The organism is Bacteroides galacturonicus (genome assembly GCF_003096855.1).
Lineage (GTDB): Bacteria > Bacillota > Clostridia > Lachnospirales > Lachnospiraceae > Lachnospira > Lachnospira rogosae.
This window is the reverse complement of the sequence record NZ_QEOA01000002.1, coordinates 292554-313483: the sequence shown is the minus strand read 5'-3', so window position 1 is coordinate 313483 and position 20930 is coordinate 292554. Positions and strand designations below refer to the sequence as shown.

At 41.4% G+C, this 20930-nt stretch carries 24 protein-coding genes; all 24 read left to right on the top strand.

Going from position 1 to position 20930, the window contains the following annotated elements:
* Window positions 1-2 precede the first annotated feature (2 nt).
* On the top strand, window positions 3-131 hold the full coding sequence (locus C7390_RS13525) for a hypothetical protein (protein WP_318295471.1): 129 nt from the start codon (window positions 3-5) through the stop codon (window positions 129-131).
* Window positions 103-642, top strand: a complete 540-nt coding sequence (locus tag C7390_RS01500; protein ID WP_116443480.1) for a JAB domain-containing protein — start codon at window positions 103-105, stop codon at window positions 640-642. Before C7390_RS13525 ends, C7390_RS01500 begins: the two co-directional genes overlap by 29 nt.
* Window positions 643-646: 4 nt before the next feature.
* Entirely contained in the window at window positions 647-1630 is a 984-nt protein-coding gene (locus C7390_RS01495) for a DUF3991 and TOPRIM domain-containing protein (protein WP_116443479.1), read from the top strand.
* A gap of 370 nt (window positions 1631-2000) precedes the next feature.
* Window positions 2001-2531, top strand: a complete 531-nt coding sequence (locus tag C7390_RS01485; protein ID WP_116443477.1) for a multidrug transporter — start codon at window positions 2001-2003, stop codon at window positions 2529-2531.
* A 4-nt stretch (window positions 2532-2535) separates the two neighbouring features.
* Complete coding sequence (locus C7390_RS01480) at window positions 2536-2868, top strand: plasmid mobilization protein (protein WP_116443476.1); 333 nt, start codon at window positions 2536-2538, stop codon at window positions 2866-2868.
* Window positions 2855-4303, top strand: a complete 1449-nt coding sequence (locus C7390_RS01475) for a relaxase/mobilization nuclease domain-containing protein (RefSeq protein WP_318295470.1) — start codon at window positions 2855-2857, stop codon at window positions 4301-4303. The genes C7390_RS01480 and C7390_RS01475 overlap by 14 nt, the downstream gene beginning before the upstream one ends.
* Before the next feature lie 30 nt (window positions 4304-4333).
* Window positions 4334-5530: a hypothetical protein gene (locus tag C7390_RS01470; protein WP_116443475.1), complete on the top strand. Its 1197-nt coding sequence runs from the start codon at window positions 4334-4336 to the stop codon at window positions 5528-5530.
* A gap of 9 nt (window positions 5531-5539) precedes the next feature.
* Window positions 5540-5944 carry a hypothetical protein gene (locus C7390_RS01465; protein WP_116443474.1) on the top strand — a complete coding sequence of 135 codons (405 nt, stop codon included), beginning with the start codon at window positions 5540-5542 and terminating at the stop codon, window positions 5942-5944.
* A complete protein-coding gene (locus tag C7390_RS01460; protein ID WP_116443473.1) occupies window positions 5944-7062 on the top strand; it encodes a PcfB family protein in 1119 nt (372 codons plus the stop codon). The genes C7390_RS01465 and C7390_RS01460 overlap by 1 nt, the downstream gene beginning before the upstream one ends.
* A gap of 6 nt (window positions 7063-7068) precedes the next feature.
* Complete coding sequence (locus C7390_RS01455) at window positions 7069-9246, top strand: VirD4-like conjugal transfer protein, CD1115 family (RefSeq protein WP_116443472.1); 2178 nt, start codon at window positions 7069-7071, stop codon at window positions 9244-9246.
* Window positions 9247-9341: 95 nt separating this feature from the next.
* A complete protein-coding gene (locus C7390_RS01450; RefSeq protein ID WP_116443471.1) occupies window positions 9342-10259 on the top strand; it encodes a DUF4062 domain-containing protein in 918 nt (305 codons plus the stop codon).
* A gap of 92 nt (window positions 10260-10351) precedes the next feature.
* Window positions 10352-11092 (top strand): hypothetical protein, encoded by a 741-nt coding sequence (locus C7390_RS01445; RefSeq protein ID WP_116443470.1) that lies wholly within the window; start codon window positions 10352-10354, stop codon window positions 11090-11092.
* A 229-nt stretch (window positions 11093-11321) separates the two neighbouring features.
* Entirely contained in the window at window positions 11322-11699 is a 378-nt protein-coding gene (locus tag C7390_RS01440) for an electron transporter RnfA (RefSeq protein WP_116443469.1), read from the top strand.
* A gap of 15 nt (window positions 11700-11714) precedes the next feature.
* Window positions 11715-12287, top strand: a complete 573-nt coding sequence (locus C7390_RS01435; RefSeq protein ID WP_116443468.1) for an MT-A70 family methyltransferase — start codon at window positions 11715-11717, stop codon at window positions 12285-12287.
* 5 nt (window positions 12288-12292) lie between these two features.
* A complete protein-coding gene (locus C7390_RS01430) occupies window positions 12293-13135 on the top strand; it encodes a hypothetical protein (protein ID WP_116443467.1) in 843 nt (280 codons plus the stop codon).
* Window positions 13136-13147: 12 nt separating this feature from the next.
* Window positions 13148-13558, top strand: a complete 411-nt coding sequence (locus tag C7390_RS01425) for a DUF4313 domain-containing protein (protein ID WP_116443466.1) — start codon at window positions 13148-13150, stop codon at window positions 13556-13558.
* Between the two features lie 13 nt (window positions 13559-13571).
* The gene (locus tag C7390_RS01420) at window positions 13572-14084 is read left to right on the top strand and encodes a PrgI family protein (RefSeq protein WP_116443465.1); all 513 of its coding nucleotides are present in this window, start codon (window positions 13572-13574) and stop codon (window positions 14082-14084) included.
* A 96-nt stretch (window positions 14085-14180) separates the two neighbouring features.
* Window positions 14181-16559, top strand: coding sequence for a VirB4-like conjugal transfer ATPase, CD1110 family (locus C7390_RS01415; protein WP_116443464.1), 2379 nt, complete (start codon window positions 14181-14183; stop codon window positions 16557-16559).
* 55 nt (window positions 16560-16614) lie between these two features.
* A complete protein-coding gene (locus tag C7390_RS01410) occupies window positions 16615-16806 on the top strand; it encodes a hypothetical protein (protein ID WP_116443463.1) in 192 nt (63 codons plus the stop codon).
* Window positions 16807-16894: 88 nt separating this feature from the next.
* The gene (locus C7390_RS01405; protein WP_318295469.1) at window positions 16895-18805 is read left to right on the top strand and encodes a C40 family peptidase; all 1911 of its coding nucleotides are present in this window, start codon (window positions 16895-16897) and stop codon (window positions 18803-18805) included.
* A 43-nt stretch (window positions 18806-18848) separates the two neighbouring features.
* The gene (locus C7390_RS01400) at window positions 18849-19748 is read left to right on the top strand and encodes a hypothetical protein (RefSeq protein ID WP_116443462.1); all 900 of its coding nucleotides are present in this window, start codon (window positions 18849-18851) and stop codon (window positions 19746-19748) included.
* A gap of 21 nt (window positions 19749-19769) precedes the next feature.
* On the top strand, window positions 19770-19988 hold the full coding sequence (locus tag C7390_RS01395; protein ID WP_116443461.1) for a DpnD/PcfM family protein: 219 nt from the start codon (window positions 19770-19772) through the stop codon (window positions 19986-19988).
* Window positions 19985-20353 carry a hypothetical protein gene (locus tag C7390_RS01390; RefSeq protein ID WP_116443460.1) on the top strand — a complete coding sequence of 123 codons (369 nt, stop codon included), beginning with the start codon at window positions 19985-19987 and terminating at the stop codon, window positions 20351-20353. The genes C7390_RS01395 and C7390_RS01390 overlap by 4 nt, the downstream gene beginning before the upstream one ends.
* A 13-nt stretch (window positions 20354-20366) precedes the next feature.
* Window positions 20367-20927: an MT-A70 family methyltransferase gene (locus C7390_RS01385; protein ID WP_116443459.1), complete on the top strand. Its 561-nt coding sequence runs from the start codon at window positions 20367-20369 to the stop codon at window positions 20925-20927.
* The last annotated feature ends 3 nt before the right edge of the window (window positions 20928-20930 follow it).

Here is a 20930-nt window from a genome sequence, read left to right as displayed (position 1 = left end):
TTATGGAGCAGGAACTTACCATAGAAGAACTGATTGCTCTTGTAAACAGCCAGAAAGGTGACTTTATTATCCGTATTGAGTTTGGAGAGGAGGCGGATTTCTGTGACAGAGAAGAACGACTTCAAACTTGATGTTGTATCCATAAGGCTTGTAAAGGAGGCTCCGATTTATTCGGAGCAGTCCTTTAATAAGCCGGAAGAAGTAGCTGCCGTAATGGGAGACTGTATGTGCCAGTTCGACAGGGAAGTGGTGTGTGTTGTAAATCTCAGCTCCGACTTAAAGCCTATCAATGTGCATTTTGCAAGTGTCGGTTCGCTGAATGAAGTGATGGCACACCCAAGAGAATTATTTAAGGCAAGTATTTTAAGTAATGCTGCCAGTATGATGTTAATCCACTGCCACCCGTCAGGAAATATATTTCCCAGCAAGGCAGACACGATGATGACAGACCGTATGAATAAGCTGTGTGAGCTTATCGGAATTCCTCTTTTGGATCATATCATCGTAGGAGGGGATAATCGTGCCTTCTTTAGTTTTAAGGAAAAGGGAATGATTGATAATCCAAGAATTACACTCAGTACGGATTACAGGAACCTTGATATTAAGTCACCGCTTGTGGCAGAGCAGGGAAAGGCAAGGTGAGAGTATGGAAGGAAGATTTACAGAGGAGGAACTTGCCATAGCAAAGAGCGTAGACCTCTGTGCTGTTGCAGAAAGTCTGGGTTATACCGTAAAAAGGATTGGAAAATACCACACCTTAAAGGAAATGGACTCAATCCGTATCTATGACAGAAGTCATTGGTACAGGTGGTCAAGGCAGTTTGATAAGGGAAACAATGGCGGCTCACAGATAGATTTCCTGCGTGTATTTGGCGGAATGAGTGTAAAAGAAGCAGTATTCTGGCTCTTGGATTTTGCCGGATACCGGAGAATTGAAAGCACTGCAAAGCAGCCGCTTGTTCATCAGGTCACAAAGAAACAGCCACAGGAAAGAAAGCCTTTTGTGCTTCCACAGCCAGCAGGGGATAATTCCTACCTGATATCCTACCTTAACAATGAGCGTGGAATCAGTAAGGCAGTGATAGAACTGTTTTTAAAGGAAAATCTCATATACGAAAGCAGGCATTATCACAATATTGTCTTTAAAGGAAATGACAAGAATGGCGTAACCAGATTTGCAAGTATGCGTGGTGTATTTGACAAGCAGGGAAAGCCATTCAAGTGTGATGTTGAGGGAAATAATAAGAACTATGGATTTAATGTGGTGAATGTAAACAGCACAGAGCTTGTTGTATTTGAAGCAGCAATCGACCTTATGAGCTATGTGGATATATTTGCCGATTATGAGTCAAACAAGCTGGCACTTGGAATGCTGGCGGACGCTCCACTGGAAACCTTTCTAGGGGAACACCCGCAGATTTCTTTTATCCGTTTCTGCCTTGACGGTGACTCACCGGGCAGGAAAGCAGCCGCAGAACTTATGGAGAAATACTATGGACTGGGCTATGAGGTTGAGGACTGTCCTCCGCCAGCAGGATACAAGGATTACAATGAATGGCTTGTTGCTACAAAACTTAATCTCGCAGATGAGAAAAAGGAGCAGATGATAAGAGCCGGACAGTGCCTTTAAAAAGTGGTGGTAAAAAGCAGTGGTTTTTACGGAAAGTGGTGGCACAATGCGGTGGTTTTTTCAAAAAGTGATAGAACAAAGTACCACCACTTTCCGATGATGTTTTTTCCTATGAATATAAATTATAAAAAGTGGTGGCATAAAGCGGTGGTTTTTACCGGAAATGGTGGTAAAAAGCGGTGGTTTTATTCAAAAGTGGTGGAACAAAGTGCCACCACTCTATATTTTGCAGGGGTATTAGGGGAATGTTCCCCTAACTAGATGGCATTAGGACAGAGATGTCTCTAATGCGTATCTAGCAGTCGCCGGGGACTTACCGGTGACTGGAGCCATAGTGAATATCTACGAAACACGGATAAGGAGGTGCAAGGTGGCAGAGAACAGGGAAATAACACTTTTTTCAGAACCGGAGGAATTGATTGCCTGGGCAGAAGCATATGATAAGCAAATCAACCCTTCGCTAGAAGATGCTGCACTTCTTCTTAATTATATGGAAGGACACGATTATGCAATCGGAACGGATGCAGAGGGGAAGATGTACAGACAGGATATGGCAGAGGAAAATGGTGAGATAGAGCCATATCCGATAGATGATGTGATTGATAAGGTTTATGAATGGAATTATGATTTGATACTTCACGCAGAGGCAAAGAAAGATGATCCGAAGGATTTTCAGGAATACTGTGAATTTCAGAAAAAGTATGACAGCTTAAAAGCAGACGAGAGGGTGTTAGACCGATTATTTGAGAAAACCCGTCACGCTAAAGAGATTGATGAGGTTGCGACAGCACTGGTGGAGGCATTTATCAGTAATCTGGAGGGCAAGGGCAATCTGGATAAGGCGGCAGCCACAATAGCTGAGGGAATAAAGGATTACAGTACAGATAAGAGGGGAAGGTGAGCGTATGGCAGATAAAATCCATTGTATCAGAAAAACGCTCCGCCTTATGCCGCAGGAGGCAGAAATGCTTGCGAAAAAGGCAGGGGAGAGCGGAATGTGTGAAGCAGATTATTTAAGACTGCTCATCAGCCAGAAACCCAATGATTACCCGGAAGTGAGGAAACTTTTAAAAGAGCTTATCAATGAAGTGAACCGTATTGGAATCAATATCAATCAGATTGTATTCAATAACAATGCGGGACTTTATTCCAAAGAGGATAAGACACAGCTTGTTGCCTATATGCGTAAACTCAATCAGAAAGTAAATGAGGCGGTGGTGCAGATTGGCAATCAGTAAAATCCTTAATATGAAAGACTGTGGCGGACATTTTCACGGAAAGCACTTAAAGAGGGCACTTGATTATGTGATGAACCCGGAGAAAACGCAGGACGGCAGACTGGTGGGTGCAATAAACTGTCAGATCGATACTGCATTTGAGCAGATGAAGGAAACCAAGCGTAAATTTGGCAAGATTGATAAGCGACAGGGGTATCATATCATACTTTCCTTTAAGGAAAATGAGGTAAACCCGGATACTGCATTTGAGATTACACAGAAATTTGTGCAGGAATATCTTGGCAGGTCATACGAAGCGGTGTTTGTGGTACACGATAATACAGCCCACGTTCATTCCCATATCGTATTTAACAGCGTGAGCTTTGTGGACGGTAAAAAGTACCGCTACGAAAAAGGGGACTGGGCAAAGTATATCCAGCCTATCACGAACAGGCTGTGTCAGGAATACGGACTCTCCATTATTGATGTAGATGATGAGAAGAAGGAAAGGCAGCACGAAGGCTATAAGGACTGGAGTGATTACAGGGAGGGCAATTTTGTATGGTCAGATATGATAAAAAGAGACTTGGATGCCTGTATTTTGCAGGCGAAAGACTATGAGGAATTTCTCGAACTGCTGTCTGAAAAGGGATACCAGATGAAGCAGGGAAAATATCTGGCAATCAAGCCACAGGGTATGACAAGGTTCAGAAGGTGCAAATCTCTTGGGGATATGTACTGTGAGGAAACAATCCGGGACAGGATTGTAAAAGAGGATATTGCATTTTATAAGAGTAAACAGGAGATACCAAAGGTTTCCATTGTAAAGTGCAAAGTCAGAAGATACCGCAGGGCAGGCTTGTCAGGACTTCAGAAAAAGTATTATGCGAAGCTGTACCGTGTGGGGAAACTTAAAAAAAGACCATACAGTCAGGTATGGAAGTACAGGGAGGATATCCGTAAAATGCACAAGCTGCAGGAGCAGTATTTGTTCCTTGCAAGGCATAATATCCATTCAGCGGAAGAACTTGTGGGGACGATAGATTCTCTTACGGATAAGAAAAAAGAGACATCGGCAGAAAAGAGCCGGGTTTATAAAGCAAGGGAAAGGAGCAGGGAACTTTTTGCTGCGGCTGATGAGATGGAGACTCTAAAGCCAGCAGAACAGTCCTACAGGCTTGGGGATACCTTCTTTGAAGATGAGCATAGAAAGTGGGTGGCATTGGAACAGGAATTACAGGCACAGGGGTATTCACTTGAGGAAGTGGAGGCTTTAAGAAAGCACTATAAGAATGAGTATTCGCAGGTGTGTGCGAAAGATAAGGTTGTATTCCGGGAACTGAATACGGGTAAGGCAATATTAAACAGCATTATTCCGGACAGTATTTCTGATGGAAAAAAGACAGAATACAACAGGGAGATTATAAGAGACAGAAAGGAGCAGCCGATACGATAGGCTGTTTTTTTATGCAGTTAGGAGGAGCATATGGAACAAAATCTGAATGACAAGCCATTAAGCAATATGCAGATTACCAGATATATTGAGTCATTGAAAAAGGAAATGAATTTCGATGATGAGGTGTACGGGCTTGTAAAAAGCGACCTTGAGGACGGACTTACACAGGAGCAGACGGAAAAGTATCTGGATAAGAATTTTAACATCGGACAGATGAAAGTATTATCGGAAGGGCTGCATAAGGGTATTCCGGAGGAACTTTTTAATATTCTTCACAACAATAAGCTCTCCGGCAATCAGATGAAGGTATCACTGGAATTTTATGAAAAGGGAGTTCCGGTTGAAACCATACAGGAAGCTGTGGCAAGGGGAGAAAAGCCCGTTGTGATGAGAAGATTGTATGAGGAAGTTTTGGGGCAGTTATCAAAGGCAAAAGAGCAGTATCCGCAGGACTCGGAGTATGTGAAAGAGCTGATTGCACAGATGGAAATGATAGTGAAGAAAATCAACTATCAGGAGGAAAGGTACGATGCCCTGAATAAAAAATTATCTGATGTTGAGGTATTAAAGGAAGATAAGGAAATTACGGAGAGGCTCGTAAAGGAAAATGAGGACAAGGACGGCATTATCAGCCACCAGCAGGACGAACTTAATAAGGCAAGCAGCACGATTGCCCGATTAAGGGATAACATTGAGCATAAGGAAAAGGAGATGGAGCGTATGAGAGACAGGATAGAATCTCTTGAGGATAAGATTATGAGTGTGGCTTCACAACAACAGAAAGCCACGGAAACAGAGGAAAATACAGAACCGTCAGAGGCGGTGGAAGCCAATGATGATAAGGAGACAGCAAAAACACTGGCAGATACGCAGCCTATACCTTCTCCTGTGTACAATGGAATACCCGTGTATTATCAGATACCTGTTACGGACTCTGCCGGGCGTGTAATCCAGCACCTTCCGGTTGAGCGTACAGAAAGAAAATCCAATGGCGGCATTGCGGCACTTTTTGCCAGACTTTCATTCAAAAAGAAGTCAAGAGCTGACATTGTAAAGCTGGTTGCAAGCGGTGATCTTGTGCCTGCACAGCTTGTCCAGATAAAGAGTGCCATAGAAAAGGGACTTACGGAAGGGCAGCTTGTGGAACTTATCAATAATAATGTTTCAGCGGAAAAGATGAAAGAGATTATTGAGATTGCCGTGCTTGAAAATAGTATGACAGATTAGGAGGTGCTTATGAATTTAGCAGTAGTCAATGAGGCAGTAACAGGGATGAACGGTGTGGAACACGAGTTCACGGAGGAAGAAAAGAACTTTGTAGTGCAGTTTGCTTTCCGAAGCGGAAACAAGGAAGATACGATTTCCCTGATTGAAGCTCTGGCACATTCCACAGACAAGGCACAGTCTGATGAGATTATGGTCACATACAGGTCAAAGTATGATATGAAGCCTGCGTGGGTGGAACAGGCTGAAAACCTTCTTGTGGCACTTGAGATGTACCGCATAGAGGAGGAAAAAGCAATCATTCATCTGTCTGATATTTTAACTGCGTATGGCATTGATGTATCAGCAGAGGAAATCCGCAATACAAAGCCGGAAGAAATAAGAACAACAATAAGAGAGAAAGCGGAGGTGCGATAATGGCAGAGGAAATTCAGGAAGCGGTACAGATTATCCGTGTCGCATATGACGGAATAGAGATTGCTATGAAAGTAGGCAGTGGCGGTATTGCCGCTATGCAGAAGGCAATCGACTTTTTAAAGGGAATGCTTGACTATGAGAAGTCACTGGGAAAGACATCTATGAGAAAGCTGCTCTTAAAAGGCGGTGATTTGCAGGTGTTACAGTTTAAAACGGAAGATATGAGAAAAGTTGAGAAAATGGCAAAGAAGTATGGAATTTTATATTCGGTTCTTCCGGACTGTAATAAGGCAGATGGTATGAGTGAGGTTATCTTTCATACAGAAGCAGTTCCCCGTGTGAATATGATGATACAGAAGCTGAAATTTGGCAGGATTGCCACATTTGATGATTATCTGAAGAATGGAGATGAAAAGTCCCTCGGAAAGCTGATGGATTTTTTAAGGAAACAGCAGGGAAACGAGAAAAGCCACACGGTAGAAGGGGATAAGGTCAATTCCGCCATAGACGGACTCATTGAAAAAGTGGGAATGTTTGCTATGGAAAAACAGGCTATCAGTGTGGATCAGGTCAAGGAGAATTTCAATATCAATGGTGAGCAGGCAGAAAATGTAATAAAACAGCTTGAGACAATCGGGGTGCTTGGCAGTAAGAGCGAGGACGGTACTCATAAGGTAATGATGGATAAGGAGGCTTTCATCAACCGTATCAGAGGGTATCAGAGCCTTGCGGACAGAATGAGGGCAATATCCGCTTCAAAGAATACGAACCTGTCAGATGTCACAATCAGCAAGACACTTATTGCAGAAGAAAATGACCACGCAGTAAAGACCAGAGTTCCGGGTACTTGGGGCAAGGATGTCAGATATGTGTGGCTGCGTAAGGAGAACATTATGGATATCCATAATGGAAAGACAATGCTCACATTCCTTGATACCAGCAAGGATTACAAGCTCTATGATGAGCAGAACCGTGTAGTAACTACAAAAAAGGGAGACGAACTTTATACGCATTATGATAAGGTGGAAACATCTGTCAGGGAGCGATATGAAAAGGTTCAGAAGGAACAGAAAAATACCACAAAGAAGAAAACGGTTACTACCAGAAAAGCGAGGTAGCAGCCTATGCAGACAACGAAGAAGAAACCGTCACTGATATTTATTTTGGTGGGTGCAGTGTTATCCGGGTATCTTGGTTATCTGATAAATGGTGCGTGGACGGAAGGGATAGCCTTCAATGACTTTATGAACAGGTTCAATGAAGTGTGTGCAGTTCCTTTTGCCAACTATTACAATTCAAATACAGTAAAAGCAGTAGCCATTGCATTAGGTATTTATGCAATGGCTATTCTTATGTATTACACGAGCCAGAGAAACTATATGCCCGGCAAAGAATATGGTACAGCAAGATTTGAAAACCCAAAGCAGGTCAATAAGATACTGGCTGATAAAGACGAGAATTTCAACCGGATACTCAGCCAGAATGTGAAGATGTCGCTGGATTTCAGAAGGCTGAAGCTCAATGGAAATATTCTTATCTGTGGCGGTTCCGGAGCAGGAAAGACATTTTATGAAGTAAAACCGAATCTTATGCAGATGCCTCATAGCTGTTCGTTTATCTGTACCGATCCGAAGGGCGAGATATTAAGAAGCTGTGGGCAGATGTTAAAGGATAACGGGTACAATGTAAAAGTCATAAATCTTTTGGAAATGGATAAATCAGATTGTTACAATCCGTTTTCCTATATCAGAGAGGAAACCGATGTGGTAAAGCTGATTACCAATCTTATCAGTAATACCACACCAAAAGGCTCAACACCGAGTGATCCGTTCTGGGAGAAAGCGGAAGGGTTGTTCTTACAGGCAATATTCTATTATGTGTGGCTGGAGGTGCAGCCTGCAAAGAGAAACTTTGAGACAGTTTTGAAGCTGCTTGGAGAAGCAGAGGTCAAGGAACCGGGAAAGGCTTCAAAGCTGGATGTCCGTATGAAGTTTTTAGAGGAGAGTTCGCCGCTTGGAGCAAACCACCCTGCGGTCAAACAGTATAACAAATGTATGAGAGGTGCGGGCGATACAGTTCGTTCTATTATTATCAGTGCAAACTCAAGACTTGCATTTCTTGAGAATAAGCAGGTTTTACGCCTGCTCTCCAAAGATGAACTGAACCTGTCTGATATCGGTATTGGAGTCAATGGGGATGGGGAGACAAAGACGGCACTGTTTTGTGTAATTCCGGACAGTGATAAATCCTATAACTTCATTATCGGTATGTTATACACACAGATATTTCAGGAATTGTACTATCAGGCAGACTTTAACTGCGGTGGCAGACTGCCAATCCACGTTACCTTTATGTTAGACGAATTTGCGAATGTCGCATTGCCCGATGACTTCTGTTCGTTGTTATCGACAATGCGAAGCAGGGAGATTTCAAGTATTATCATCATTCAGAACTTTGCCCAGTTAAAGGCACTTTTTAAAGATACTTGGGAGACAATCCCCGGCAATTGCGATACTTTCATTTATCTTGGCGGAAATGAGCAGAGTACGCACAAGTATGTTTCGGATCTTTTGGGTAAAGGCACGATTGATAAAAAATCAAGCGGAGAGACAAAGGGCAGACAGGGAAGCTCATCAAGGAATTATGATGTTTTAGGCAGGGAACTGTTTACACCCGATGAGGTCAGAAAGCTTGATAATAAGAAATGCATTATTTTTATCCGTGGTTTTGATCCGATAATGGATAATAAGTATATTCCATTCCGACACCCGATGTTTAATCAGACAGCGGACGGAAAGGGAAAAGCCTATGTCCATAAGATGCAGGGAACTGACCGTATCATCGGACTGCCATTTGAGATTTTATCGGAAAAAGCTGTTAAGCATTATGAAAAAATGAAGGATAAGGGAGAAAATGTGTATATTGATACACTGACCTATGAAGAGTTTATGCTGCTTGGGGATAAGGAATTAAGCAGGAGATTTTCAATGCAGGATGAGGCAGAGCAGAAAGCGAAAATCGACAGAGAGCAGGCAAATGAGCTTGAGTATGCTGATGAGTCGCAGAAGGCGGAGGACGCCGACAGCACCAGTGGAGGAGAGAAGCCTGTAAGAAATCCTGGAAGGGATAAGCCGAAGTGGGAGGATACAATCACAAACCGAATGATGCACTGGTCATACACAGCGGAGCAGAAAGAGGAAGTGAAGAAAGCACTTGCGGCAGGTGTTCCAAAAGCAACGATACTAACATATTTCTATCCGGAAGTGACCGTGGAGAAGATGAGTTCGTATCGAAAGCAGTAATAATTGTTATCGCATAGGCACAGGTACTATGGTATAATGTGCCTATGCGGAATGAAAATGTATAATTTGAAAAGTAGGAAAGGAAGAACAGGGATATGGCATTTAAACCTCGTATATTTATAAGTTCCACTTTTAGTGATAATAAAAAAGTGAGGGATAGTATTAAAAAACATTTTATTGAATTGGGAGCAGAACCTCTTTTATATGAAAGTAATCTTACGCCATCTACAAAACCAATGACATATCGTAAAGATATACTAGAAGCAGATTTTGTGATTTTAATAATGAAAGATAATTATGGAACGGAAACAGATTGGGGAATATCAGGAACACATGAAGAATATAGAATTGCCAAAGAGAATAGAATTCCTATTCATGTTTACTTAAAGCCAAGTAAATCACAAGATAATAAACTTATAAAGGAATTGTTAGCAGATCAAGTTTCTTTTTATTATTTTAAAACAGATGTAGAATTGATGAACCGATTAAAAGAGACAACATTTATTATAGCTGAAGAAATAATTTTGAAAAACCTTGAACAGAAAAGACTTTCTCATCTAAAAGTTTGTCAACTTTCATATAATTCAGATTACCAGCGGGCGATGGATATAATCCGTTCTGTTGAGCAGATGAAAAAATATAGTACACAATTTGGGTTTGACTATTTAACAACTAATATTTTTACAAGTTTTATGGAACCAATAATAGACTATTTTAATCATCAAGAACATATATTCATTAATTGGAAGTTAGATGATGCATTGGAGAATTTCGTTTTAATAGCTAATAAATTTATTAGTAATCATGTATTAGATTATACAACCATTCCTAATACATTTACAGAGTTGACAGATGAAACATTTACAGAAGTTTTGGTAAGTAGAGTTTCTTATTACCAAAATACAGATTTAAATAATGAAGATTATCAAAAAATGTTAAAAGACTTTTTTGAAAAATATGAAGAATTCAAAAATATAGTAAAAGAACTCAGGTTTCTTGCTGATATAAATTGATATGTATATGCGCGACATAAAAAGTTGTTTAACTAAAAATAATAAAACTCGAAGTTTAGATGTTTAAAATCATAAAAATAGGAAGAAATAAAATGAAAGAAGAAATTTGGGATGGAGAAATGGATTATGGTTGGGAAGATTTAGCTGAAAAAGTTAGAATTGTAAGTAATAATTTTGCAGATGTTATGCTTGAAACCGTGTCATTTTCACCAATAAAAGAAGCTGTAGATTTGATTTCAAAAGAAAGTTTGCAGCGGTTATGTTTATTAGCAGATCAACTGGCAAGTCAAATAAAAGATGGATATTATTATCAAACCGAAGATGCAGAAAATAATATTCAAAATGCATCAAAATTAACAAGTTGGATAATACTAGGTTCTTTAACGGAAACTGTATTGCAAATGTTTCTTGCTTTCTATATTGAGGATTATAAAAAAACTCAATGGCAACAGTGGGTAGATTTCCCAGCAGCGACAGTAAAGGAAAGGATTAATGTTACGATTTCACAGTTAGTTGAAGATGGAGTTATAGAAAGTAATCAGGGAAAATCTTTGAAAGAAGCGATTAAAGATAATATAAAAAGACATTGTGTTGAACATCCTGTACAAAGAGTTATGCTTGACGAAATCATACAATTTTATATAGCACAAGAACTATTAGATGAAGATGAAATACAATATTTAAGAATAATTCAATCAAATAGAAATGGAATTCATTCATTTGAAAGTCGAACGATAGGTACTTGGAGCGATTTGCAATATGCAACAAGATTTTGGTGTTATTTATTAGAATGGATATTAAATAGGTTACCAGATATTCCAGATTGCGAATAGTTGATAAGTTTCGTTTAATTAAGATATAGTTACATAAAAGCACTTTAGCCAATTATGGTTAAGGTGCTTTTTTTGTGCCTTGAAAGGAGGTGGTCACAGCAAAACATATCGGGGAAAGCCCGGTTTTATCATTACAACAGGCTATGCCTGATTAGATAGAGTAACTTTTAACAGCCAGTTAGGGATTGTCCCTGCTGGCTTTTTTTTTATCGAAAAGGAGACAACCAATATGAGAAAAGAACAGATTATTATGACAACCAACAATAATCAGATGGAGGAGAAGGGTATGAAGAAAAGATTACTTCACTTTAAGAAAAAGTTTGTTCCGGCATTGTCCGGAGCAGTTATGGGGGTAATGCTTATGAGCACTACCTGTTTTGCGGCAGGCGATACTTCGGCAGTAACACAGCCGCTTGAGAACTTAAAAACACTTGTGATTGCAGTTATCGGTGCAGTCGGTGTCATTATCCTTGCAAAGAATGTAATGGAATTTGCACAGGCATATCAGCAGCAGGATTCTTCTACTATGAACTCTGCATTAAAGGGTGTTGTAGCAGGCGTTATTATGGCAGGTATTTCTACTGTTTTGACATTCCTCGGTTTTTAGAAGGGAGTGGATTGGATGGAGAAAAGATACAACATTATCTATGCCGATCCTCCGTGGAAATATGACAGGCAGAAAGGAGAAGGGGTTGCCGCAGACATATATCAGACGATGTCCCTTGCTGAAATAGAGAGTATTCCGGTAAATGAGATAGCGGCGGATGATGCGGTGCTGTTTTTATGGGTAACTTTTCCGAAGCTTAAGGAAGGTCTTTCGGTTATTGAAAGCTGGGGATTTAAGTATAAGACCTGTGCTTTTAACTGGATAAAACAAAATCCCAAGTCAGACTCGTTCTTTGTCGGACTTGGATTCTGGACAAGGAGTTGTTCAGAAATCTGTCTGCTAGCGACTAAAGGGCATCCTCACAGGGTATCACCGAATGTAAGGCAGTTATGTATTGCACATCGTATGCAGCATAGTAAAAAGCCGGATGAAATAAGAAACAGGATTGTTGAACTCTGCGGAGATTTGCCACGAATAGAGCTATTTGCAAGAGAAAAAAGTGAAGGCTGGGATTGTCTCGGAAATGAGATTGACGGAAGGGATATCAGAGAGGCAGTTGGAGCACTACTGCAGGAGAGAGGTGAATAACAGGTATGGATATTTTTAAGCTGGGAGACAAAATACTTGCTCTCCTTGAAGCGGTGTTTGGCTTTTGGAATAACCAGATATCGTTGGTTTTTGCAATGCTTGGACAATCGCCCGTTAGTTTTAAGGGCGGTGGTCCGTGGGCAGTCATTGAGGGAATAGAGCCGGTCTTTGTAGCAGTCGGTTCTTCCCTTGTGGTGCTGTTCTTTGTTATCGGTTTCTGTTCGGAAAGCATAGATGTGAAAGAGGAGATGAGGTTTGAATCAATCCTTCGTATGCTTATCCGATTAGGGCTTGCAGAGTGGTTCGTTGCAAATAATGTCACGATTATGAAAGCATTTTTTACTTCCATAGGAAATCTGGTAGGACTTATTTCGGCAGGAACGACAACGCAGCTTGCCATAGACAGTACACAGGCAGATGTCATCAAGGAACTTGGATTTGGAGAAAGCCTTGTAATGCTGATACTTACGGCATTGCTCGCAATCATCATTATTATCTGTGGTTTCTTTATCATTTACACCGTGTATTTCAGATTTTTAAAAATACTGATCATCGTTCCGCTTGGAGCAATCGCCTGTTCCACAATGGCAGGAAATAGAATGGTAAGTCATACGATGTCAACCTACTGTAAGTATTTCTTATCCTGTGTGTTTGAAGCGGTAACAATGGCACTGGCGATTGTGGTTTGCAACGCATTTATCAATGCAGGGCTTCCGTCCTTTACGGGAAGTTATGCAGACTGGGCACAGACACTTATTTATCTGTGTGAAATGACATTTACCATAGCGATGACGGTTGGAAGCGTGAAGGGAGCACAGACACTTACAAGCAAGGCATTTGGATTGTAGAAGGAGGCATTTATGGATAACGAAAAGAAAGCGGTAACTTATAATTCCAGTTTAACCGGGGAGACACAGGTAACTCTCGATATTCAGCAGTATATGAATAACAAGTCAATGTATATCGGTCTTATGTGCAGGGAAGATGGCTATGATGAGCCATTCGGTGATGTGACCGTGAATTTATCTTTTGAAGCACCGGATTACTGCGGGTATCTGAATGTAAATGATATGCCGGATATTGAGCAGTTTATCACAGACAATGAGCTTGGGGAGTTTACAGGATTTACACAGAGGAGTGGTTATTGTGAATATCCTCTTTATATGTTCAATGTCGATAAGCTGAGAGAACTGTGTCCGGACGGAATGGAAATGTATGAGGCAAATATCGGTATGGAAAGAAAATCGGAGACAAAGGAATTATCAAGATAGGAGGCAGAGGACAGTGGTTATTGAAATAAACAAAGACATTGACCGTTATCAGGAATCGGTGGCAATGGGACTTACGGCAAAACAGCTCATATTTTCTATTGCCAGCGTAATCGTTGGTGGCGGTATTGTATTACTTCTTTATAAGTATATTGGTCTTACTGGTTCTGCTTATGTGGCAATTCCCTGTGTAGCCCCGATAGCACTTGGAGGATTTTATTCTTTTAATGGAATGAATTTCTATGAGTATATGGGAAAGAAGCTGCACTTTATGTTTGGGAACAGGACACTCACCTATGTATCAACAGAGGGAGAGTTGGCAGTTAAGGAGTTTGAGCAGGGACAGACAGGACAGGTAAAGAAGAAAGGCAAAAAGGCTGAAACAGAGATTACAACATCTGAGTCGGCAGTAAAGAAGCAGGAGAAATTTGAAGAAATGAAGAAAAAGACCAGAAATATGCTGCTTGGACTTGCAGCCGTGTTTGTGCTGGTTATAGCGGGTGCGGCTGCTTATAAGGCAATGCACTAGCAATAAAATAATGTATCTGACCGTAAGGTCGGGAACAAGCCCGTTGGGTGATGTTCCCGGCGGGCTTTCACAGATAAGAAAGCGAGGTTAGAGACAATGGGTTTATTTACAGACGGATTTAAGCTCTTGAAAAAAGCAAGTGAGCCTTTGTACAAGACACCGAAATCCATTCAGGAAACCATAGAGATTATGGCGGTGGCTGAAAACGGTATTTTTGAAGTAAGCAGGAATAAGTATTCCAAGTGTTACCGCTTTCAGGACATCAATTACACAACAGCAACAGAGGACGAGCAGATTGGCATATTTGAAAGATACTGCAGGTTCTTAAATTCGCTGGACTGTAATTATAAGATTACGATTAACAATAAGAACAAGAATATGGAAGAACTCCGTGACAAGGTTCTTATTGCAGAAAGAAATGATGGCTTCAATAATTACCGCAGAATCTACAATGAGATTATTGAGGAGAAGATTATTGAGGGCAGACAGGGGATTGAACAGGAAAGATACCTGACGATCACGATTGAGAGAAAGAACTTCGAGGAGGCAAAGGCACAATTTGCCACACTTGAGGCAACGATACACAAGGCTTTCATTGAGCTGGGTGCAGAGATTGTGCCGCTTAACGGCAATGAAAGACTGAAAGTGCTCTATGACTATTATCATCTTGGTGATGAGGGCAGTTTTGATTTTGACATCAAAGCAGCTAAGAAGGTCGGAGCTGATTTTAAGAATGATTTATGTAATGGTATGGTGAAATATTTCCCAGACCATTTTGAGGACGAGAGTAAATACTGCAAGGCACTTTTTATCAAAAAGTATCCCAGCAGTTTATCTGACAGATTTATCAATGAGATTACTTCCCTTCCTGTCCACTCCATTACCAGTATTGATGTAGTGCCTGTGCCAAAGGATTTGACTACAAAGGTGTTGCAGAAGAAATATCTTGGCATTGAGTCGGATATCATCAAGCAGCAGAGAGTCCGTAATAAGAATAATGACTTCTCCACAGAAATCTCTTATGCAAAGAGAACGGAGAAAAAAGAGATTGAGGCGATTATGGACGATGTCCGTGAGAATGACCAGTGTCTTTTCTTTGTGGGAGTCACCATTATTCTTATGGCAGAGAGTAAGAAGGAGCTTGAGAGTGTCTGCGAAACAGTGGAAACAATCGGAAAGCGAAATAGCTGCACGATTGATACCCACTACTTAAAGCAGAGGGAAGCACTTAATACGGCACTTCCGATTGGCGTAAGACAGGTGGAAACAATGCGTACCCTTCTTACCCAGTCGCTTGCAGTGCTTATGCCATTCAATGTTCAGGAACTTAATGACAGCACAGGAAACTATTATGGTATCAATCAGATTAGCAAGAATGTAAATATCGGCAACAGAAAGAAACTGATTAACGGAAATGGCTTCGTATTCGGAGTACCGGGTTCCGGTAAATCGTTCTTCTGTAAAATGGAAATGGGCAGCGTATTCTTGTCGGGAGATGATGAGATTATTGTTATCGATCCGATGAATGAATATTTTGATATTGCACAGACTTATGGCGGAACCGTGGTAAATATGTCCACATACACGGACAATTATGTAAATCCGCTGGAAATGGACGTGTGGAGCCTTGATCCGAATGATTCAAAGGGAATGGTAAGGGAAAAAGGTGAGTTTATGCTTGGTCTTTGTGAGCAGTGTATCGGAGACAGCTTAAATTCCAGACAGAAGTCAATCATTGACCGCTGTGTGAGAAAGCTGTATATCGACATCGCAAGGAGCAGGGAAAAGTATGTCCCGGTAATGAGCGATTTCTATGATATCCTTATGGAACAGCCGGAGGAGGAAGCAAAGGATATTGCATTGTCTTTGGAGCTTTTTGTAAATGGTTCTCTTAATATCTTTAATCATCAGACAAATGTTGATGTAGATAACCGATTTACAGTATATGGTATCAGGGATTTGGGTACAGAACTCAGTCCTATCACAATGCTTGTTATGATGGAGTCCATTCAGAACAGAATTGTAGAAAACGGACAGAAGGGCAAGGCAACTTGGCTCTATATTGATGAGTTCCACGTTCTGCTTAATTCAGAGTATTCTGCGAAATATTTACAGCAGCTCTGGAAAAAAGTGAGGAAACAGGGCGGATTATGTACGGGTATCACCCAGAATGTCGTGGACCTTTTACAGAATTACACAGCCACTACAATGCTTGCAAATTCAGAGTTTGTTGCACTCTTAAAGCAGGCGAATACAGACAGTTCCAAGATGGCAGAGGTTATCGGTGTATCAGAGGCACAGCTTCGTTTCGTAACCAATACTGCGTCGGGAATGGGACTTATCAAGTGTGGCTCCGTGGTAATTCCGTTTGATAACCAGATCAGTAAGGATACCGACCTTTACAGACTGTATAACACCAATATCCACGAAAAGATTGCGGAGCAGAAGAAAAGGGAGGCAAAATTTGCTGATTAGAATTGCATTTTATGGTTTCGTGTGTTATTTTCAAAAGGAAATGAGGTGATAGGAAATGAAGGAAGCTGTATATCAGAGGAAAAGTTACAATAGCGATGAGTTTGAGCAGTATGGCAATCAATCCGGTTATGAGGAAGGCGATATGCTGAAACAGCTTGAGGGAAAAGACATTATTACACTTGATGATAACAAGGAAATCATTTCTGCTAAGGTGGAAAATGGAAAGGTAGTCAATAAGACAAGATAATATAAAATAATGTGTAAGCCATTTGGATTAAGTTCCGAATGGCTATTTTTTTACCCTTTTTTAAGGATACAGAAAGAAGGTGAGGACTTTGAAGATAAAGAAAGTGGATGACAAGCCTATGGTCATTCACACGAAGGAGAAAGCAAAGATTCACTCCCACGAACCGAAGAAAGCCAAGATTAAGGGCAGTAACATTTACACCGTACAGCGTGGTCCGAAGATTGCCAGTGCAAAGGTAAATGATAATACGGATAAAAAGAAGATTTACCGAAAGAGTACCGTTCATCAGGCAGAGAAAAAGGAGAAGGGACTTTCTAAATTCAAGCGGAATATAAGGGAGTCCAAGACTTCTATCAAAACGAAGAATACCAATCTTCATATAGCAGGAAGAACGGGAGCACTTGCGGCTGGAGCTGTTACGGAACAGGTGGAAGGTGGGCAGGAAGTATCACAGGCAGCATACCTTGCTTATGAAGCAAGCCGCCCGGTTACGGGAACTGCTTCAAGGGGAGCGTCACTTTTCAGAAAGAAAGCGGCAGCCGAAGCCAAGAAGCGTATCAAGAAGGTAGAAGCAGGAAAGAAACTGGCGAAAAAGACAGTAAAGAAAGCTGCCAGTGATACAGCTAAGACAGCAGCCAAAGAGACTGCAAAGACCACGGCAAAAGTAGCTGCCAAAACTACGGCAAAGGCGGCAACCACAGCGGCAGGGACAGCGGTTGCACCGGGAGTCGGAACAGCAGCCGGTATTGCGGCAGGCTATGCCACTGGCGTATCCATTGAGGCAAAGGATGCGAAAATGGCAAACAGGAGCAGGAAGATTAAATTCTTTCTGGATAAGATGAAGGCACAGGAAAATCAGACGGACAGCGTTGCAAAACTGGTAAAAGACCTGATTGTAAGAAAAGCTGTTTTATGGGTAAAGGCGGCAGCTCCGGTTATCGGACTTGTGCTTTTACTGCTCGTTCTTTTGGTGGCAGTTGTTGCAGTTCCGGTGATTGCTGCGATAGCAATTCTTTATAATTCACCATTTGCATTATTTCTTCCGCCACTGGAGTCGGGGGATACGGTACAGACGGTAACAAGTGCCTATGTTCAGGAATTTAATCGTGATGTGAATACCCAAGTGAATGAGCATACCGGATATGAACTCGGAGAGCTGGTGTATGTCGATTATGAGGGAATGGACGAAAATCCAAGTAACTACTATGACATAATGGCGGTCTATATGGTTAAGTATGGTGTCGGAGATACCGCAACCGTTATGAATGATAAGTCAAAGGGCTGGTTGCAGGCGGTAGTAAATGATATGTGTTCCTACACTACAAGCAGCGGAACGAAAGATGTGGAGGAAACAGACGCAGACGGCAATGTGACCACGGTTACAAAATCGGTATTGTATGTAAATGTCACGCTCAAATCATACAGGGATATGATTTCCGTTTATGGTTTTAATTCTGATCAGGTAGAAATGCTTGAGCAGATTATGAGTCCTGAATTTATGGGACAGCTAGGCTACGCAGGAAGCGGCGGAGGCGGTGGAAGTCCCGGAGTAAGTTCAATGACAGAGGAGGAGATAAATGCTGTTTTAAGTAAAATCACAGACAGCAGATTAAAAACAGTCTGCTCATATGCACTGCACAGAGTCGGTTATCCTTACAGTCAGGAAAAGAGAGACAGCGGTAATTATTATGATTGCAGTTCACTTGCATACTATTCGTGGAAAGACGCAGGAGTGGATATCAGCCACGGAGGAGCAACCACAGCAGCGGCAGAAGCACAGGGACTTGATGAAGCAGGAAAGACCGTATCCTATGAGGAAATGCAGCCGGGTGATTTGATTTTCTACAGCTTTACAAGCAACGGAAGATATAAAAACATCAGCCACGTAGCGGTTTATGTGGGAGACGGTAAGGTTGTGGAAGCCTTAAATGAAAATTCCGGTGTTGTTTATCGTGATGTGGCAAGTGTCGGAAAGATTGTAGTGATTGGCAGACCATAAATAACAGAGGGGACATAAGTCCTCTCTGGGACAGGAGGTAAGAATGGATTTAAAAGATATGATTCTTGTAACGGAAAATTATAAGGGAACAGAAAAAAATATGCTTATGACTCTGGAAGATTATAAGAAGTTTGTTTCCATTGAGGATATGTCAGAGCTTGCAGAGCATATGCTGCTTCTTGGAAGAACGCTTGCACAAGGGGAAGGCTTTGCGGAGCATTACAGGGCAGCGAATGTTACAGTTTTTGCAAAGTTCTGTAGTGATGATGTGGAGCTTGGACGCTTCCTGCAAGGATATTATAGCGATTTTCAGGAGTTTCATTTTGATAAGGCGGCAAGTTCGCCGGAGTGCATTGCAAAAATGAAAGAAATCGGAATGACGGATAAAGGCTGGATTGATGATTTTATCCTGCATTATGAAAAAAGAGATAGGACATTTGAGAGAGGACAGACCTTTCATAACTTCAATGACCACGATTATATGGTGCTTGAAGCATTATCCCCACGAAATCTTGTGGTAATGGATATGAAAAGCGGCTCTCTTACAATTGCTCTTGGTGCAACAGAGTATGACAGATACCCGAAGGGTGAGAAGCCGACAAAGGATAACACAACGATAGGGGTATCGTGGGAACACGGGATTTATCTTGGTTCCACGCTTTCACAGACCAACTTCAAGGCATACAAAGCAGAGTATGGAACACCGGAAAGAATGGAAAATCTTTATGATTACAGGGCAATGCTCAAGAGAAAGTATTATTTTCTTGAGGCTTTGTCAAAGGACGATGATATTCCGGATAAAATCCAGAACGCAATTTTAAGCCATATCTATGCGGAATATAAGACGCTGGAGGAGGATACCTTTTTAGACCGCCTTGATGACGGAAAGTACGATGCAGGCTTTGAAAAGGAAAAAGAAAGATTGCAGGAAAAGAGCAGATAAAAAATTTATGCAGGAGGGGTTATGGATAAAGAATTTGATATTGAGATAAAAGAAGTTCTCTCAAGGGTAGAGACAGTAAGGGCAGAGTCGCTTGACGAAGCCATAAATAAGGCAATGGATATGTATTATTCAGAAAAGATAGTCCTCGATTCAGAGGATATGAAGGGAGTTGATTTTTCGCCATACAGCGAAGAACAGCTCCCATCTTCATTAAAGGAAAACGGAGGAATGACACGATGAAAAATGACCAGACAGCAGTAATTAAGAATATGGAATTTTTATTAAAAGAGCTTCATAAGGAATGGGAAAGACCGGGAGAGGTAAAATCCTCTGTCCGTATTCCTTATGAGAAAGTGGAGGCAATAAACAGAAAGCTCAATGGAATTCTCTATGAGACACAGCAGTCATCTGACAGCGATGGACTTACCTTTAAGCAGAGCATAGCAAAGTCAAAGCAGTGTTATGTGCTTTTAAGGATTATGCGTAAGATTGTAAAAGGAAAGGATAAGTGTGAGAGACAGGCGGTTGATGCAGAATTTATGATTGAGCTTGACAGGGAGGAGTCAAAGCTCTTTAAGGAAATGTTTGCAGAATTACTGGAATAGGGAGGTCGCAGGAATGAAATATAATATCATATATGCCGATCCGCCCTGGCAGTTTAAGACCTATTCAAAGCGTGGCAGCTTAAAGAAGTCAGCAGACTGTCATTATTCCTGTATGGACTTGGAGGATATCAAAGCACTTCAAGTGTCAGACATCGCAGCAGAAGATTGTATCTTGTTTTTGTGGGTGACATTTCCCTTGTTAAGAGAGGGGCTTGAAGTAATGAGGGCTTGGGGATTTACCTATAAAACGTGCGGTTTCAACTGGGTAAAAAAGAATAGAAAAGCAGATAGCTGGTTTATGGGACTTGGATACTGGACTCGGTCCAATTCAGAAATCTGTCTGCTTGGAACAAAGGGGCACCCGTCAAGGGTGTCCCGTTCCATTTCACAGATATGTGACGCAAGAATAATGGCACACAGCAAAAAGCCGGATGAAATCCGTGAGCGTATTGTTGAGTTATGTGGAAATCTTCCCAGAATAGAGCTTTTTGCAAGGGAGAGGTGTGAAGGCTGGGTGAGCATTGGTAATGAGATTGACGGAAAAGACATTAGAGAAGCAATATTGGAGGTGTAGAGT

Excerpts from the sequence above, each read along its gene's own strand:
- C7390_RS01480 (WP_116443476.1), top strand. The coding sequence starts at position 2,536 with ATGGCAGATAAAATCCATTGTATCAGAAAAACGCTCCGCCTTATGCCG.
- C7390_RS01400 (WP_116443462.1), top strand. The coding sequence starts at position 18,849 with ATGGATTTAAAAGATATGATTCTTGTAACGGAAAATTATAAGGGAACA.
- C7390_RS01395 (WP_116443461.1), top strand. The coding sequence starts at position 19,770 with ATGGATAAAGAATTTGATATTGAGATAAAAGAAGTTCTCTCAAGGGTA.
- C7390_RS01435 (WP_116443468.1), top strand. The coding sequence starts at position 11,715 with ATGGAGAAAAGATACAACATTATCTATGCCGATCCTCCGTGGAAATAT.
- C7390_RS01465 (WP_116443474.1), top strand. The coding sequence starts at position 5,540 with ATGAATTTAGCAGTAGTCAATGAGGCAGTAACAGGGATGAACGGTGTG.
- C7390_RS01450 (WP_116443471.1), top strand. The coding sequence starts at position 9,342 with ATGGCATTTAAACCTCGTATATTTATAAGTTCCACTTTTAGTGATAAT.
- C7390_RS01440 (WP_116443469.1), top strand. The coding sequence starts at position 11,322 with ATGAGAAAAGAACAGATTATTATGACAACCAACAATAATCAGATGGAG.
- C7390_RS01445 (WP_116443470.1), top strand. The coding sequence starts at position 10,352 with ATGAAAGAAGAAATTTGGGATGGAGAAATGGATTATGGTTGGGAAGAT.
- C7390_RS01460 (WP_116443473.1), top strand. The coding sequence starts at position 5,944 with ATGGCAGAGGAAATTCAGGAAGCGGTACAGATTATCCGTGTCGCATAT.
- C7390_RS01390 (WP_116443460.1), top strand. The coding sequence starts at position 19,985 with ATGAAAAATGACCAGACAGCAGTAATTAAGAATATGGAATTTTTATTA.
- C7390_RS01455 (WP_116443472.1), top strand. The coding sequence starts at position 7,069 with ATGCAGACAACGAAGAAGAAACCGTCACTGATATTTATTTTGGTGGGT.
- C7390_RS01425 (WP_116443466.1), top strand. The coding sequence starts at position 13,148 with ATGGATAACGAAAAGAAAGCGGTAACTTATAATTCCAGTTTAACCGGG.
- C7390_RS01385 (WP_116443459.1), top strand. The coding sequence starts at position 20,367 with ATGAAATATAATATCATATATGCCGATCCGCCCTGGCAGTTTAAGACC.
- C7390_RS13525 (WP_318295471.1), top strand. The coding sequence starts at position 3 with ATGGAGCAGGAACTTACCATAGAAGAACTGATTGCTCTTGTAAACAGC.
- C7390_RS01415 (WP_116443464.1), top strand. The coding sequence starts at position 14,181 with ATGGGTTTATTTACAGACGGATTTAAGCTCTTGAAAAAAGCAAGTGAG.
- C7390_RS01410 (WP_116443463.1), top strand. The coding sequence starts at position 16,615 with ATGAAGGAAGCTGTATATCAGAGGAAAAGTTACAATAGCGATGAGTTT.
- C7390_RS01470 (WP_116443475.1), top strand. The coding sequence starts at position 4,334 with ATGGAACAAAATCTGAATGACAAGCCATTAAGCAATATGCAGATTACC.
- C7390_RS01495 (WP_116443479.1), top strand. The coding sequence starts at position 647 with ATGGAAGGAAGATTTACAGAGGAGGAACTTGCCATAGCAAAGAGCGTA.
- C7390_RS01430 (WP_116443467.1), top strand. The coding sequence starts at position 12,293 with ATGGATATTTTTAAGCTGGGAGACAAAATACTTGCTCTCCTTGAAGCG.